Here is a 14,435-nt window from a genome sequence, read left to right as displayed (position 1 = left end):
TGTCATGGAACGTCTTGCATGCAAAGGGGCGAAGTCCCAGCGGGGGGTGGCCATGGTGGAGTTCACCATCACCCTGCCGCTGCTGCTGCTGCTGCTGTTTGGCATAGCCGAGTTCGGTCGTCTGCTGTTCCAGTACAACAGCCTGTTGCAGGCCAATCGCGACGCGGTGCGCTACGTGGCGGGCAAGGCCTGGAATCCGACCTTGGGCACCGTTGAACTGAGCACTGACCTGCAGACCGAAGCCAAGAACCTCGCTGTGTACGGTCTGCCGGTGGTTCCTGCGAACGGCCAGCCGCTGGTTCCCGGTCTGACCACTGGAAACGTACAGGTCACGGCCGTGGGCACGACTCATGTCCAGGTCAGCACCAGCTACAGCTTCGTGCCCGTCCTGGGGGGCGGCATTCCAGCATTTTTAGGTGATGGTGTATCGCTGGGATTTCCCCTGGTTGCCACTACCGTCATGAGGGCCCTGTGATGAACGCGAGACGCATGCGCGGGGTGTACGTGGTTGAGTTCGCCATCATCGGACTGCTGCTGTTCATCCTGCTGTTCGCCGTCCTGGAGTTCGGCCGGCTGTATTTCACCGTCAACGCCCTTAACGAAAGCGTGCGACGCGGAGCCCGGCTGGCGGCGGTGTGCGATATCAGCGATCCGGTGATCCTGCGCCGGGCAATCTACAACGCTGCCACTGACGCTGGCGACAGCAGCCTGATCGGCAACCTCGGGACCGCCGACCTGACTCTGACTTACCTAGACGAGAATGGCGCGACAGTGGTCAGCCCAGACAACCTGGTCAGCCTCAACGGCTTTCTGGCCATCCGCTATGTGGAACTGCGGGTGGAGAACTTCACATTCGATCTGATGATTCCAGTGGTCGGCGGCACCATCACGCTCCCGGTCTTCAGGTCGATCCTGCCCCGTGAAAGCCTTGGCCGCCACGCAGAATCGGGGGTTTCGCCGGGGATCACGCCATGTTGAACAGTCGGGAAGTTCCCGTTACCGCTTCTACGAATCGGCAGGGCCTGCGTCTGCTGATCAGCAGCCGCGACGCGGCCGCCCTGCGTCATCTGCAGGGCTGCTGCCAGCGGATTCCCGGCTTGCTGGTGAATACGCGACTGGTGACCAATGGCCACACCGATCCGCTCTATGGGCTGGAGCAGATGCCCGATTTCCTGCTGCTGCGGGTCAGCCACCTGTGGCGAGAGGAGCTCGCAGCGCTCTTGCAGCGTCCGGCCCAGGAGCGACCACCGCTTTTGGTCTGCGGCCCGTTGAACGAAAGGGAAGGCATGCGCCTGGCCATGCAGGCTGGTGCCCGCGACTTCCTGCCGGAACCAGTGGCCGAGGAGGAACTGGTGGCGGCCCTCGGGCGCATGCTGACGGAGGCTCGCACCAATTCGGGCACTGGCGGCAAGGTGGTTGCGGTGATCAACGCCAAGGGCGGGTCCGGCGCCACCCTGCTGGCCTGCAACCTCGCCCAGCAGCTCAGTGTGGCGTCCAAGGGCACTTTGCTGTTGGACATGGACCTGCAGTTCGGCAGTGTGGCTCATTACCTAGATGTGCAAACTGCGCACAGTCACCTGGACGTACTACAGCAGGTCGATGAACTGGACAGTGTGGCGTTGCGCGGTTTCTGCAGCCACTTCAGTCCCAGCTTGCATGTGCTCGGGGGGCGCTCAAGCGAGCTTTGCTTGTCTCAGGATGTGCGCCTGGAGCAACTGGACACCTTGCTGGGCCTGGCCCGCAGCACCTACGACTGGGTAGTGGTGGACCTGCCGCGGCAGATCGACCATATCACCGGCGTCACCTTGGAACAGGCCGATCGGGTGTACGTCGTGGTGCAGCAAAGCCTGAGCCATCTTAAGGATGCCAACCGCCTTGTACGTATCCTGCGTGACGATCTCGGGGTGCAGGGCAACCGCTTGCAGGTGGTGGTCAATCGCTACAACAAGACTGCGCCTGTGACTCTCAAGGATATCGCCGAGACGCTGCGTTGTTCGGATCTGCAGAAGTTGCCCAACGATTATGCAGTTGTCAGCGAGAGCCAGAACACCGGTGTACCCCTGGCGCTCCATTCGCCGCGGTCGCCGGTCGCCCTCGCCATGCGTGAACTCAGCCAGGAACTGCTCGGTACCGAGGCGGCCAGGCAAGGCCTGTTGAAACGTACTTTCGGCCGACTGTTCAGGGGATAAATCATGCTCAGCGAATTTCGTAATCGCCTGCGCCAGCCGGCTGCCAAGAAAGCCGATAGTGACCAGCGGGACTCAGATGACGAGGGGCCGAAGGCCGCCAGCGCGCAGATGGCCTGGGAAGTCACTGCTCCAGACGCAGTCTATGAGACCAGAACCCAGCTCAACCCGGTGGAGACGGAGTGGAGGGAGAAGATCTACCAGCAGTTGCTCAAGGTCATGGATCTGTCCCTGCTGGACTCCCTTGAACCGGTGGAGGCGGCGCGGCAGATTCGCGAAATATGCCTGCGCCTGCTGGATGAGCACTCGGCGCCGGTGAGCTCCAATTGCCGTCCGCTGATCATCAAGCAGATCACCGATGAGGTGCTCGGTCTGGGGCCGCTGGAACCCTTGCTGGCGGACCACAGTGTCTCCGACATTCTGGTCAATGGACATGCTTCGGTGTACGTCGAGCGCCAAGGCAAGCTGCAGCGTACCGATGTGCGTTTCCGCGATGACCAGCATCTGTTGAACATCATCGACCGTATCGTCTCCAGCCTGGGGCGGCGCATCGATGAGTCATCGCCGCTGGTGGATGCACGCTTGAAGGATGGTTCCAGGGTCAATGCCATCATCCCGCCGCTGGCCATCGATGGGCCGAGCATGTCCATTCGCCGTTTCGCGGTCGACCTGCTCAATACCGAGAGTCTCATCCAGATGGGTACCCTGACGCCGGCCATCGCTCTGGTGCTCAAGGCCATCGTACGCGGTCGGATGAACGTGCTGGTCTCTGGTGGTACCGGTACCGGCAAGACCACCATGCTCAACGTGTTGTCAGGTTTCATTCCGTCCAACGAACGCATCGTTACCATCGAGGATTCGGCTGAGCTGCAGCTTCAGCAGCCCCATGTAGTGCGCCTGGAAACCCGTCCGCCGAACATCGAAGGCCGCGGCGAGGTGAGCCAGCGCGAGTTGGTGCGCAACAGCCTGCGGATGCGCCCCGACCGGATCGTCATCGGCGAGGTCCGTGGCGCCGAGGCCCTGGACATGCTGACGGCGATGAACACCGGCCATGACGGGTCGATCACCACCATCCACGCCAATACCGCGCGCGACGCTCTGGGGCGGATCGAGAACATGGTGTCCATGACTGGCGCCACTTTCCCGATCAAGGCCCTGCGCCAGCAGATCGCCTCGGCAATCGATGTCGTGATCCAACTGGAACGCCAGGAGGATGGTCGGCGACGCCTGGTTAGCGTGCAGGAAATCAACGGCATGGAAGGCGAGATCATCACCATGACCGAGATCTTCGGTTTCGAGCGTCGCGGCATGGGCGAGCATGGCGAGGTGCTGGGGGACTTCCGGCCAACCGGCATGGTTCCGGCGTTCCGCGATGTGCTGGCCAAGCGTGGCATCGAGTTGCCATTGAATCTGTTTCGTCCCGAATGGATGGAGGCCTAGCGAACATGAGCCAGATTCCCTCCGAGTTCATCCTGGCCTTTCTGGGGATGGTGTTCGTTGCCGTGTTCCTGCTCAGCCAAGGGCTGGTAGTGCCCGTATTCGGTGAGGCGAGCAAGGTGCGCAAGCGTATTCGCTCGCGGCTGGATCTGCTCGAGCATGCCAGCAACCTGCCGAACATGCAGACCGTGCTTCGGCGGAAGTACCTGAAGCGGCTGTCGCCTTTTGAAGCGGCGCTGGAGCAACTGCCGTTCATGGAGCGTCTGGCCCGGATGATCGAGCAGGCGGGCCTTGACCACCGTGCATACCAAGTGCTGATGCTGGGCTTGCTCTTGGCGATTGGCTCCGGTCTCGGCCTCTGGTTTCTGATGAAGCTCTGGTGGGCGGCGCTGATTCTGGCTTCAGTGGTGTTCTGGCTGCCCATCCTGAAGGTCGCCAGCGACCGGAACAAGCGCTTCGCCGCTTTCGAGGAAGGCTTGCCAGATGCCCTGGATGCCATGTGCCGCGCCCTGCGCGCCGGGCATCCGTTCAACGAGACGCTGAATCTGGTTGCGGAGGAGCATAAGGGGCCGGTTGCCCAGGAGTTCGGCCTGACTTTCGCCGATATCAACTATGGCAACGATGTGCGCCGGGCCATGCTCGGTTTGCTGGAACGGATGCCGAGCATGACCGTGATGATGCTGGTGACCTCGATTTTGATTCACCGCGAAACTGGCGGAAATCTGACTGAGGTGCTGGAGCGGCTGAGTGGCCTGATTCGCGGGCGTTTTCGCTTTCAGCGCAAGGTCAAGACCCTTTCCGCAGAGGGACGTATGTCGGCCTGGGTGCTGGTTTCGATTCCGTTCATTTTGACCATCATGATCATCCTGACGACTCCCGATTACATTCCCAGGCTGATCAAGGAAAACATAGGCCAGCAACTGGTGATGGCGGCATTCTTTGCCATGTTGCTGGGAATTTTCTGGATCCGCAGAATCATTCGTATCCAGGTGTGAGTTTTACTCGCGAGCTGGATGGAGTACGTCATGGACTACCTACTTGGTTTGATCAGGGGTTCAGTGGGCAGCGAGGAACTGGCTCGTCTACTGTTCGTCAGCGCGATTGGGCTGAGTGCAGTGCTTGCCTTGGTCACCGTGGGCTTGCTGGTTCTGGGATTGCGGGACCCGGTGCAGCGCCGTCTGGCGTTGCTCAAGCGAGGCCATGGTGGTCAGTCCGCTGGCCAGCGCCCTCCCGGCAATCTGCAACTCTTGCTGGAGCAGGTCGGGCAGCGCTTTGTATCCGTCGAAGACAGCAAACTTTCCGCCACTCGCATCCTGCTGATGCACGCCGGCTACCGCTCGCCTTCGGCAGCACAGATCTACTGGTCTATTCGCCTGATACTGCCGCTGTCGTTTCTGGTGATTGCGGTGCTGGCATTGCCCATGTTGCCGAAAGTCTCGTTGACGCTTGGTTTGGCGTTGGCAGCAGGCGCCACTGGCATTGGGTGGTTGGCGCCGGCGGTGTACGTCGATAAGCGCAAAGAGACAAGGCTGAATCGTCTGCGTGCTGCTTTTCCCGATGCCCTGGATCTCATGGTGGTTTGCGTGGAATCAGGGCTGGCATTGCCCCAGGCCATCGAGCGGGTGGCAGAAGAAATGACGGTGAGCCAAGTTGAGTTGGCCGAAGAGTTGGCACTGGTCAATGCGGCAATTCGTGCGGGCATCCCGAGTGCCCAGGCGCTCAACCTGCTGGCCGACCGAACCGGTTTGGAGGAAGTGCAGGGACTGGTAAGTCTACTGGCCCAGAGCATTCGTTTCGGCTCCAGTATTGCCAATACCCTGCGCATTTACGCCGAGGAGTTTCGTGACAAGAGGAGCCAGGCGGCGGAAGAGAAAGCAGCGAAAATCGGTACCAAACTGATCTTCCCGCTAACTTTTTGTCTGTGGCCAAGTTTTTTCCTGGTGGCCATTGGTCCCGCAATCATTGGGGTTATGAAAGCTTTAGGGAAACTATGACATGAACAGAATCAGCCTGCTGTTGGTCATGATCGCCGTACTGTCCGGATGTCAGTCCATGGGACCCGAGAGCGTGAGCGGGATGCGCTCGGTCTACAGCGGCGACAATTCCGTGCTCTATCAGGTACAGAAGGAAATCAACTCCCCCGACCAGGCCATGCTGATGGCGGGCCGGGCCTACCAGGGCGGAGATCTGGACCTGGCCCTGTTCCAATACCTGCGTGCCTTCGAACTGGATCCGAAGCGTTATCAGGCCCTGGTCTGGGTCGGTCGGATCCACAAGGAACGTGGCAACCACCAACTGGCGGAAATGGCCTTCAACGAGGTGCTGGCCAATGAGCCCGGCAACGTCGATGCGATGACGGAACTGGGCCTGCTGAACCTGTCGCTGCGGCAACACGAACGGGCCCAGGAACTTCTGCTCAAGGTAGTGGGTGAGGATCAGCGCCGCCTGGGAGGCAAGCCGGAGGTCAGTCTGACCGATGCCGCGACGCTCAAGGTCGACAGCAAGTCGCCGCTCAAGGCCTACAACGGGCTCGGCGTGCTGGCCGACCTGCGCAACGATTTCTCCCAGGCCGAGATTTTCTATCGCCTGGCCGTGCGGATCGACCCCCGCTCGGCGCTGGTGCAGAACAGCCTGGGTTATTCCTACTATCTGGGCGGCAAGTGGCCTGAGGCCGAGCAGGCCTACAAGCGCGGCATCAGCAATGATCCGTCCTACAAGTCGCTCTGGCGCAACTACGGGCTGCTGCTGGCGCGGATGGGGCGTTATGAGGAAGCCATCTCGGCTTTCGAACAGGTGGAGAAACCGGCCGAGGCGAGCAATGACGTTGGCTATATCTGCCTGGTGGAGGGCAAGCTGGAGGAGGCGGAGCAGTTCTTCCGCACTGCTATCGAACAGTCGCCGGCGCATTACGACACCGCCTGGGACAACCTCAACAGGGTCCAACAGATTCGCCGGCTGCGCGGGGTAGGGAGCAACTCGACGGTGAGTGAGCCAGTGGCCGTCGTGCCGGGTGTGGACGGCCGACCGGTCGCGATGCCCTGAGACGGGATTGGAAGGAAAGGGGCAGGCCTTGGGCCTGCCCCTTTTTTATTACTTGTTGACCGCGTCGGTCAGGGCCTTGGCCGGTACGAACTTGACCACCTTCTTGGCGGCGATCTCGATGGCCTTGCCGGTCTGCGGGTTGCGGCCGGTGCGAGCGGGGCGCTCGCCAACTTTCAGCTTGCCGATGCCCGGCAGGGTGATCTCATCACTGTTTTCCAGTGAGTCGCTGACGATCTCGCCCAGTTGCTCCAGCACGGCGCGTACGGCGGCTTTGGTGGTGTCGGTAGCTTCTGCGATGTCAGAGATCAACTGGTCTTTGGTGAGTGCCATGGTGTTGCTCCATTCAATGAGTGTCTGGCTTGTGGCCTGGCCGGTCGCGCCGGCCCTGATGAGACAAGCGGTGCGTCTGGAAGTGCGGCCGAGGTTGTAGGGGGCAGGCCGCAACCGGTGAGCAAGCTAGCACAAAAGGTGCGGCGCTCCTGTGCGCGAACCCAGGGTTTGCGTCGATTTGACGCAACTTTTACTCGCTTATCGCAACCGGCGATAGGTCGTCACCGTTGCTGCGAATCCGACGTCTACAGATGCTGATGGCCGCAGTTCTGCATGCAGGCTCTCAAGGCGGATCATGCGGAGAACCTGCAGCAGGCCTAGGATCGCGTGCACAAGTACGCTGCCATGGACACCAGCGTCGAGGCCCAGCAGTTGGTCGCCCAGTTCGACCGTGGCTACTCCCAATGGAGGGCCACCTCACAGCGCGTGGTTGCGCTGTCGGCCCAGGACCCGACAGCGGCCAGCGCCCTCAGCTTCGGCGACAGCGAGCGCCAGTTCGAGGCCGCGTGACGCCATCGACAAGCTGCAGCCGTTGATTCGTGAAGTCAGTCGGGTAACCGGGGAGGTGGCCGATTCCGCGCGCAGCCTTGCCGGGCTCGCGGCGGCCAACGACCGCCTGATCAGCAGTGAGCATGCCGCGGTGGACCAAGTGAGCACCGCCGCCACTGAAATGAGCGCAGCCGTGCATGAGGTGGCACGCAACGCCCAGAGCGCAGCGGACGCGGCAGGTGTCGGCCAGGCGTTGTCCGATACGGGCGACTCGGTTCAGCGGATCAACGACATGGCTACACAGATTGCCACCGCCTGCGAAGAGCTGAGGAGGGTGTCACCGAAGAGATCGCCCGTAACATCAGCGATATCGGTGACCTCTCCAACGAGGCGGCGCAAACCTCGGAACAGAGTACCCAGGCCAGCCAGCACCTCTCCCAGCTTTTCAGCGGCCTGGCACAGTTGGTGGGGCGTTTCCGGGTCTGATCTGCAAGTGCTTGTAAGGAAACCGGTTTTACCGGTTGTAAGTTGGCGAAGAGCCGGTACAATGGCGCGGCTCGCCGATCTGGCGAGCGGCGTGATGGTGGCCCTGCCGGTCCCCCCGCAACGATCAGCCGTGAACCCGGTCAGGCCCGGAAGGGAGCAGCCGCAGCGGTGAAATCGTGTGCCGGGGTGTGGCTGGTGGGGTCACCTCCAATTCTTCCCAGCTACCGAATCTCAGCGGTAGCTCGCCAAAATCCCTTCGATCTCCCCCGATTCCTTCATCTGCAACAGTGTGCGCAGAATGCGTTGCGTTGGCAGGTCCGGGTCATTGCGTACCAGGCAGCTCACGGGCTCCTCTTCCAGAGTGGCGACGTTCTCAAGGCGGTCGCTGTCAGGCAGGTCCCGGTTGAACCAGTTCAGGGCCAGTTCGTTGCTCATTGCAAACCGATAGCGTCCGGCCAGCAGCTTCTGTAGCACCAGTTCCTGATTGCGGGCTTCGTCGCGATGCAGGGCGCCCCGGTCGATCAGGTGCTGAAGGCGCGGATAGGTGTAACCCAGTACGGTGCCGACGCTTAGCCCGGACAGCGCGTCCGGACTGGTCAGTCGCGGGCTGCCCTTGCGGGCCACGATCAGATCGCGCTGTTGGATGAAAGGCACGCTCCAGACGTAGTTCTCGCTGTGGGTGATCCATTTCGGGCTGATGTAGCAGCGCACATCGATCTCGCCTTGCGACAGGGCTAGCTCAACGCGGTTGCGCGGCAGGACCTGGATTTGTGCCGGCACATCGAGTCGCTGAACCAGGCGTTCGATCACATCATGAATGATGCCGCCGACCAGGCGGTTGTCCTCGAACTCTGCGAGCGGCATGGCCCAGCTGTCCACTGCCGAAAAGCGAAGCGGTGCCGGTGCGGCGTTGCCAAAGGTGCTCCAGCAGAGGAGAAGGGCGAGGACAAATGAGCGCATCGGGCTCCCTCGTCTGGTTGGGCGGTGCTCCACAATGCCTGTTGCCACGCTGATTGAACAGGGCGCCGTTCGCATCGGATGCAATTTACGCATCGCTCCGCTAGCATTAGCGCCTTCTGCTCTCCAGACGCGATGGTTTTCAATGAGTTATCAGGTTCTTGCACGTAAGTGGCGTCCGCGCTCGTTCCGCGAAATGGTCGGCCAGACTCATGTGCTGAAAGCCTTGATCAATGCCCTTGACAACCAGCGCCTGCATCACGCCTACCTGTTCACGGGTACCCGCGGCGTGGGCAAGACCACCATCGCGCGTATTCTCGCCAAGTGCCTGAATTGCGAGACCGGCATCAGCTCCACGCCGTGCGGCCAGTGTTCGGTGTGCCGTGAGATCGATGAGGGGCGTTTTGTCGACCTGATCGAAGTGGACGCCGCCAGCCGCACCAAGGTGGAAGACACCCGCGAACTGCTCGACAACGTGCAGTACGCGCCCAGCCGCGGTCGCTACAAGGTCTACCTGATCGACGAAGTGCACATGCTCTCCACGCACTCGTTCAACGCACTGCTGAAGACCCTTGAAGAGCCGCCGCCTCACGTCAAGTTCCTGTTGGCCACCACTGACCCGCAGAAACTGCCGGTCACCATCCTCTCGCGCTGCCTGCAGTTCTCTCTGAAGAACATGCCGCCAGAGCGCGTGGTCGAGCACTTGACCCACGTACTCGGCGCCGAGAATGTGCCCTTTGAGGCCGACGCGCTCTGGCTGCTGGGCCGCGCCGCCGATGGCTCGATGCGTGACGCCATGAGCCTCACCGACCAGGCCATTGCCTTCGGCGAAGGCAAGGTGCTGGCTGCTGATGTGCGCGCCATGCTCGGAACTCTTGATCACGGCCAGGTTTACGGTGTGCTTCATGCATTGCTGCAGGGCGATGCCCGCGCGTTGCTGGAGGCGGTGCGTCATCTGGCTGAGCAGGGGCCGGACTGGAATGGCGTGCTTTCCGAGATGCTGAATGTGCTGCACCGCGTGGCCATCGCCCAGGTGCTGCCGGATGCCGTCGACAACGGCCAGGGTGACCGCGAGCGTGTGCTGGCGCTTGCCCAGGCGTTGCCCGGTGAGGATGTGCAGTTCTACTACCAGATGGGCCTGATCGGTCGGCGCGATCTGCCATTGGCGCCAGATCCGCGTAGCGGATTCGAGATGGTGCTGCTACGCATGCTGGCGTTCCGCCCAGCGGATGCCGAGGGCACACCCAAGGTCCAGCTAAAGGACCCGGGGATCAGCCAGGCCACGGTTGATCCCCGGACGAACCCAGTGGCCGGAGCCGCTTCGTTGGCTCCGGTGGCCGTTGCCGCACCGCAACCCGCCCCCGTAAAAGCACCTGCTCCCGTCGTTGCGCCGGCACCGGTGGCCAGTCAGCCTATTCCGGCTCCGGCTCCGGCTCCGGCTCCGGCTCCGGCTCCGGCTCCGGCTCCGGCAATCGAAACGCTTGCGCCCGCTCCGGCGGTCGCGGCTCCTGTCGTGACTGCCGTGGCGGAAGCCATTGCGCCGGCACCCGTTGCTGAGCCTATCGTTGAAGCCGCTGCCGAGCCGGCTGCGGAACCCGCGGTAGATGCGCCCACGCTTGCGGCTGAAGTCCCAGCCGAGGTGGTCGACCTGCCTTGGGACGAGCCATCCACCTCAGTGGCAGCGGCGCCCTCTGTCGAGCCCCTGCCTGAATCCGAATCGGAGGTCGTGGCTGAGTCGGCGCCCGTTGTGCCCGAGCCTGTCGCTCAGTCCGAGGTGGTTGCAACGGCTGATGAGTCCGAAGACGAACCCCCGCTCGGTGACTACGAGGACTACTACGAGTCGGACGCCGAGAGCATTGCCTACATGGACGACTTCGGCCCGTCGGAAGAACCTGCCGCAGTACCGGAGGTCCTGCCTGCAGCGCAGCCGGCCACGGGACTGGCCGCCGAGTGGCTGGACCTGTTCCCGCGTCTTGGTCTGTCGGGCATGACCGGCAACATTGGCGCCAACTGCACCCTGGTGGCGGTGGACGGTGACGTCTGGCGCCTGCACCTGGACCCTGCGCAGAGCGCACTGTTCAATGCCAACCAGCAGCGTCGTCTGAACGACGCGCTTAACCAGTACCACGGGCGTACTCTGAAGCTGGAAGTTGAAGTGCGTCGTCCCGAGCAGGAAACCCCGGCCCAGGCCGCAGCTCGTAAACGTGCCGCTCGTCAGCGCCAGGCCGAAGCGGCCATTGCCAGTGATCCGCTGGTGCTGAAAATGATCGAACTGTTCGGCGCCCAGGTGCGCGCCGACACCATTGAACCACTTGACCGCTGAGGACAATCACCATGATGAAAGGTGGCATGGCAGGCCTGATGAAGCAGGCCCAGCAAATGCAGGAAAAAATGCAGAAGATGCAGGAAGAGCTGGCCAATGCCGAAGTCACCGGCCAGTCCGGTGCTGGCCTGGTGAGTGTGGTGATGACGGGGCGTCACGACGTCAAGCGCGTCTCCCTGGACGACAGCCTGATGCAGGAAGACAAGGAAATCCTTGAAGACCTGATCGCTGCTGCGGTGAACGATGCGGTCCGCAAGATCGAGCAGAACAACCAGGAAAAAATGGCCGGCATGACTGCCGGCATGCAGCTGCCCCCCGGCTTCAAAATGCCCTTCTGAGTGGCCATGTGGCGAGCCACTGCTCTGATGCAGTGGCTACGCTGGTCGCACCCTACATCTCACTTCCATCCATCCCGAGACTCCCATGAGCTTCAGCCCGCTGATCCGCCAACTGATCGACGCCTTGCGCATCCTGCCCGGTGTGGGCCAGAAGACGGCGCAACGCATGGCGCTGCAGATGCTGGAGCGCGACCGCATCGGCGGGCTGCGCCTGGCGCAGGCGCTGACGGCGGCGATGGAAGGGGTCGGCCATTGTAAGCAGTGCCGCACCCTGAGCGAGGATGAGCTCTGCCCGCAGTGCGTCGACCCGCGTCGCGATGATTCTCTGCTCTGCGTGGTTGAGGGGCCGTTGGATGTATTCGCGGTGGAGCAGACCGGCTATCGCGGCCGCTTCTTCGTGCTCAAGGGGCATCTGTCACCCCTGGATGGCCTTGGCCCGGAAGCGATTGGCATCCCGGAGCTGATTGCGCGCATCGAGGCGGGCCAGTTCGCTGAAGTGATCCTGGCGACAAACCCCACCGTGGAGGGGGAGGCCACCGCCCACTACATCGCCCAATTGTTGGCGCCCAAGTCCATCACCGTTTCTCGCATCGCCCATGGCGTGCCGCTGGGGGGCGAGCTGGAGCTGGTGGATGGCGGCACCCTGGCCCATGCGTTGGCCGGGCGTCGTCCAATCGGGCTCTGATCCGCGGGGCGTCGAGGCCGATACGGCCGGATCGATGGCGCAACTCCCATCTTGCTAACCAAGCAAGCGCTCGGTAAGTTCGACGGATCTTACCGGGGAGTCTTGCCATGCCTGCCTATCAGGAATACTTCGACGAGTCCCATCAACTGGTTCGGGACTCTGTGCGCCGCTTCGTCGAGCGGGAAATCCTGCCCTACATCGCCGAATGGGAAGAGGCCGAGGAGTTTCCCCGCGAGCTTTACCTCAAGGCCGGTGCAGCCGGAATCCTCGGCATCGGCTACCCGGAGCAGTTCGGTGGCAGCCATGAAGGTGACTTGTTCGCCAAGGTGGCAGCCAGCGAAGAGTTGATGCGCTGTGGTTCCGGGGGGCTGGTGGCTGGATTGGGCTCCCTGGATATCGGCCTGCCTCCGGTGATCAAGTGGGGGCGCGCCGAGCTGCGTGAGCGCGTTGTGCCCCAGGTGTTGGCCGGCGAGAAGATCATGGCGCTGGCGGTGACAGAGCCTTCGGGTGGATCGGATGTGGCCAGTCTCAAGACCCGTGCCGTGCGGGAAGGTGATTTCTACCGGGTCTCTGGCAGCAAGACGTTCATTACAAGCGGTGTGCGTGCCGACTACTACACGGTTGCAGTGCGCACCGGTGGCGAAGGCTTCGGTGGGGTCAGCCTGCTGCTGGTGGAGAAGGGCACGCCGGGATTCACCGTTGGCCGCAAGTTGAAGAAGATGGGCTGGTGGGCCTCGGACACTGCCGAACTGTTCTTCGACGATTGCATGGTGCCAGTGGAGAACCTGATCGGCATGGAGAACATGGGCTTCGCCTGCATCATGGCCAACTTCCAGAGCGAGCGCCTGGCGCTGGCGATCATGGCCAACATGACGGCCCAGCTTGCACTGGAGGAATCCCTCAAATGGGGTTGCGAGCGTGAGGCTTTCGGCAAGCCGATCGCCAAGTTCCAGGTGCTCAAGCATCGTCTGGCGGAAATGGCGACCCAGTTGGAAGTATCCCGTGAGTTCACCTACCGCCAAGCCGCGAAGATGGCGGTGGGCAAGAGCGTGATCAAGGAAATCTCCATGGCGAAGAACTTTGCCACTGATATCGCTGACCGCCTCACCTATGACGCCGTGCAGATTCTCGGTGGTATGGGTTACATGCGCGAAAGTCTGGTGGAGCGGCTGTATCGCGACAATCGCATTCTCTCCATCGGTGGCGGTACGCGGGAGATCATGAACGAGATCATCGCCAAGCAGATGAATCTCTGAACCGGACCGGAACTTCCGAATGGGCGTTCCAGTTTTTTTTGGATCATATATATTACGGTCGACATTCAATTTGTTCGAGTGACCCAGGAGTAGTCCGATGAGTGATCTGACCCGCGAAGAAAAACTGCAAGCCTGGCTGGCGGCGGAAGCCGAGATTCGTGCCCGCCTCAAGCCCGGTACCATGAGCATCGCGGATGTGGCGACGCTGAGCCCCCTGGAGTTCTTCGACGGCATCGGTCAGGGCGAGTTGCCGGCGCCACCCATCGGTGAGCTGATGGGTTTTGTGCCCATCGAATGGTCAAGGGATTGCTTCATCTTCCAGGGCGTGCCGCAGATGCAGCATTACAACCCCATCGGCTCGGTGCACGGCGGCTACGCTGCGACGCTGCTGGATTCGGCGATGGGCTGTGCCATTCACGCCAATCTGGAGAGGGGGCAGGGCTACACGACCACCGACCTGCGCATCAGCTACATCCGTGCCCTCACCACCAAAACCGGGCCGGTACGCGCCGAGGGTCGGATCATCCACGTGGGGCGTACCACTGCCCTGGCCGAGGGGCGCATCTACGATGTGGATGGCAAGCTCTACGCGACCGGCTCCACCACCTGCCTGATCCTCGGCGGGAAGTGAGTGACGGGCATTACGTAAACCTGGCGGGCGAATGAATTCGCGACCACAAGGGTCGAGATGCTGGAAATTGGCGGACAAAAAGAAGGGGGCACGCTTGTGGCGTGCCCCCTTTGCCGTCAGTGAATGATGGCCAACCGTCGAATAGAAGAGTGGGCGAGGCCGCCCCGGTAAGGGTGGTCCGCCTGGAGGCAAGGCCTCCGGTGTTGCGACCGGCACCTGCCTTGTGAGCGGGTGCCGGGGTGAAGCAATGTCGCTCCCGAAGGCGCGACGGGGTG

14 protein-coding genes, 1 other RNA gene and 1 pseudogene are annotated in these 14,435 nt (G+C 62.0%); 14 read left to right on the top strand and 2 right to left on the bottom strand.

Annotated features, from left to right (window positions below; translation table 11 throughout):
• The first annotated feature begins 4 nt into the window (after positions 1 to 4).
• Genes AAHM40_RS18070 through AAHM40_RS18040 form a run of 7 tightly spaced genes read left to right on the top strand, consistent with a single transcriptional unit; the run spans position 5 to position 6,665 of the window.
• Positions 5 to 475: a TadE/TadG family type IV pilus assembly protein gene (locus AAHM40_RS18070; protein WP_342245869.1), complete on the top strand. Its 471-nt coding sequence runs from the start codon at positions 5 to 7 to the stop codon at positions 473 to 475.
• Entirely contained in the window at positions 475 to 978 is a 504-nt protein-coding gene (locus tag AAHM40_RS18065; RefSeq protein ID WP_342245868.1) for a TadE/TadG family type IV pilus assembly protein, read from the top strand. The genes AAHM40_RS18070 and AAHM40_RS18065 overlap by 1 nt, the downstream gene beginning before the upstream one ends.
• Positions 972 to 2,189, top strand: coding sequence for an AAA family ATPase (locus tag AAHM40_RS18060; RefSeq protein WP_342245867.1), 1,218 nt, complete (start codon positions 972 to 974; stop codon positions 2,187 to 2,189). The genes AAHM40_RS18065 and AAHM40_RS18060 overlap by 7 nt, the downstream gene beginning before the upstream one ends.
• A gap of 3 nt (positions 2,190 to 2,192) precedes the next feature.
• Entirely contained in the window at positions 2,193 to 3,626 is a 1,434-nt protein-coding gene (locus AAHM40_RS18055; protein WP_342245866.1) for a CpaF family protein, read from the top strand.
• Between the two features lie 5 nt (positions 3,627 to 3,631).
• On the top strand, positions 3,632 to 4,618 hold the full coding sequence (locus tag AAHM40_RS18050) for a type II secretion system F family protein (protein ID WP_342245865.1): 987 nt from the start codon (positions 3,632 to 3,634) through the stop codon (positions 4,616 to 4,618).
• A gap of 30 nt (positions 4,619 to 4,648) precedes the next feature.
• Positions 4,649 to 5,617, top strand: coding sequence for a type II secretion system F family protein (locus tag AAHM40_RS18045; RefSeq protein WP_342245864.1), 969 nt, complete (start codon positions 4,649 to 4,651; stop codon positions 5,615 to 5,617).
• Between the two features lies 1 nt (position 5,618).
• Positions 5,619 to 6,665: a tetratricopeptide repeat protein gene (locus tag AAHM40_RS18040; protein ID WP_342245863.1), complete on the top strand. Its 1,047-nt coding sequence runs from the start codon at positions 5,619 to 5,621 to the stop codon at positions 6,663 to 6,665.
• Positions 6,666 to 6,713: 48 nt separating this feature from the next.
• Here the strand turns inward: AAHM40_RS18040 and AAHM40_RS18035 are convergent, their stop codons facing one another.
• Positions 6,714 to 7,013 carry an HU family DNA-binding protein gene (locus tag AAHM40_RS18035; RefSeq protein ID WP_256658019.1) on the bottom strand — a complete coding sequence of 100 codons (300 nt, stop codon included), beginning with the start codon at positions 7,011 to 7,013 and terminating at the stop codon, positions 6,714 to 6,716.
• A gap of 258 nt (positions 7,014 to 7,271) precedes the next feature.
• Between AAHM40_RS18035 and AAHM40_RS18030 the strand changes: the two are divergent.
• Positions 7,272 to 7,970: pseudogene (locus AAHM40_RS18030) on the top strand (hypothetical protein); the annotation flags it as partial.
• 104 nt (positions 7,971 to 8,074) lie between these two features.
• Positions 8,075 to 8,171, top strand: an RNA gene (gene ffs / locus AAHM40_RS18025) — signal recognition particle sRNA small type.
• 30 nt (positions 8,172 to 8,201) lie between these two features.
• On the opposite strand, the gene AAHM40_RS18020 is transcribed toward ffs, so the two are convergent.
• Positions 8,202 to 8,930 carry a substrate-binding periplasmic protein gene (locus tag AAHM40_RS18020; RefSeq protein WP_342245862.1) on the bottom strand — a complete coding sequence of 243 codons (729 nt, stop codon included), beginning with the start codon at positions 8,928 to 8,930 and terminating at the stop codon, positions 8,202 to 8,204.
• 142 nt (positions 8,931 to 9,072) lie between these two features.
• Between AAHM40_RS18020 and dnaX the strand changes: the two genes are divergently transcribed.
• The 5 genes from dnaX to AAHM40_RS17995 all read left to right on the top strand — a co-directional run bounded on the left by dnaX (position 9,073) and on the right by AAHM40_RS17995 (position 14,160).
• Entirely contained in the window at positions 9,073 to 11,250 is a 2,178-nt protein-coding gene (gene dnaX / locus AAHM40_RS18015) for a DNA polymerase III subunit gamma/tau (protein ID WP_342245861.1), read from the top strand.
• Between the two features lie 11 nt (positions 11,251 to 11,261).
• Complete coding sequence (locus AAHM40_RS18010; protein ID WP_009619439.1) at positions 11,262 to 11,588, top strand: YbaB/EbfC family nucleoid-associated protein; 327 nt, start codon at positions 11,262 to 11,264, stop codon at positions 11,586 to 11,588.
• A gap of 85 nt (positions 11,589 to 11,673) precedes the next feature.
• Positions 11,674 to 12,273: a recombination mediator RecR gene (gene recR, locus AAHM40_RS18005; protein WP_342245860.1), complete on the top strand. Its 600-nt coding sequence runs from the start codon at positions 11,674 to 11,676 to the stop codon at positions 12,271 to 12,273.
• Positions 12,274 to 12,380: 107 nt separating this feature from the next.
• Positions 12,381 to 13,529, top strand: a complete 1,149-nt coding sequence (locus tag AAHM40_RS18000) for an acyl-CoA dehydrogenase family protein (RefSeq protein WP_342245859.1) — start codon at positions 12,381 to 12,383, stop codon at positions 13,527 to 13,529.
• Positions 13,530 to 13,626: 97 nt separating this feature from the next.
• Positions 13,627 to 14,160, top strand: a complete 534-nt coding sequence (locus AAHM40_RS17995) for a PaaI family thioesterase (protein WP_342245858.1) — start codon at positions 13,627 to 13,629, stop codon at positions 14,158 to 14,160.
• The last annotated feature ends 275 nt before the right edge of the window (positions 14,161 to 14,435 follow it).

Origin of the sequence: Pseudomonas sp. OTU5201 (genome assembly GCF_038440135.1) — a bacterium.
Lineage (GTDB): Bacteria > Pseudomonadota > Gammaproteobacteria > Pseudomonadales > Pseudomonadaceae > Metapseudomonas > Metapseudomonas resinovorans.
Note: the sequence above shows the minus strand (reverse complement) of the source record. Positions and strands in the feature narration are given on the sequence as shown.

Bases quoted from the DNA above. Each gene is read 5' to 3' on its own strand.
- AAHM40_RS18070 (WP_342245869.1), top strand. From the start codon at position 5: ATGGAACGTCTTGCATGCAAAGGGGCGAAGTCCCAGCGGGGGGTGGCC.
- AAHM40_RS18065 (WP_342245868.1), top strand. From the start codon at position 475: ATGAACGCGAGACGCATGCGCGGGGTGTACGTGGTTGAGTTCGCCATC.
- AAHM40_RS18060 (WP_342245867.1), top strand. From the start codon at position 972: ATGTTGAACAGTCGGGAAGTTCCCGTTACCGCTTCTACGAATCGGCAG.
- AAHM40_RS18055 (WP_342245866.1), top strand. From the start codon at position 2,193: ATGCTCAGCGAATTTCGTAATCGCCTGCGCCAGCCGGCTGCCAAGAAA.
- AAHM40_RS18050 (WP_342245865.1), top strand. From the start codon at position 3,632: ATGAGCCAGATTCCCTCCGAGTTCATCCTGGCCTTTCTGGGGATGGTG.
- AAHM40_RS18045 (WP_342245864.1), top strand. From the start codon at position 4,649: ATGGACTACCTACTTGGTTTGATCAGGGGTTCAGTGGGCAGCGAGGAA.
- AAHM40_RS18040 (WP_342245863.1), top strand. From the start codon at position 5,619: ATGAACAGAATCAGCCTGCTGTTGGTCATGATCGCCGTACTGTCCGGA.
- AAHM40_RS18020 (WP_342245862.1), bottom strand. From the start codon at position 8,930: ATGCGCTCATTTGTCCTCGCCCTTCTCCTCTGCTGGAGCACCTTTGGC.
- dnaX (WP_342245861.1), top strand. From the start codon at position 9,073: ATGAGTTATCAGGTTCTTGCACGTAAGTGGCGTCCGCGCTCGTTCCGC.
- AAHM40_RS18010 (WP_009619439.1), top strand. From the start codon at position 11,262: ATGATGAAAGGTGGCATGGCAGGCCTGATGAAGCAGGCCCAGCAAATG.
- recR (WP_342245860.1), top strand. From the start codon at position 11,674: ATGAGCTTCAGCCCGCTGATCCGCCAACTGATCGACGCCTTGCGCATC.
- AAHM40_RS18000 (WP_342245859.1), top strand. From the start codon at position 12,381: ATGCCTGCCTATCAGGAATACTTCGACGAGTCCCATCAACTGGTTCGG.
- AAHM40_RS17995 (WP_342245858.1), top strand. From the start codon at position 13,627: ATGAGTGATCTGACCCGCGAAGAAAAACTGCAAGCCTGGCTGGCGGCG.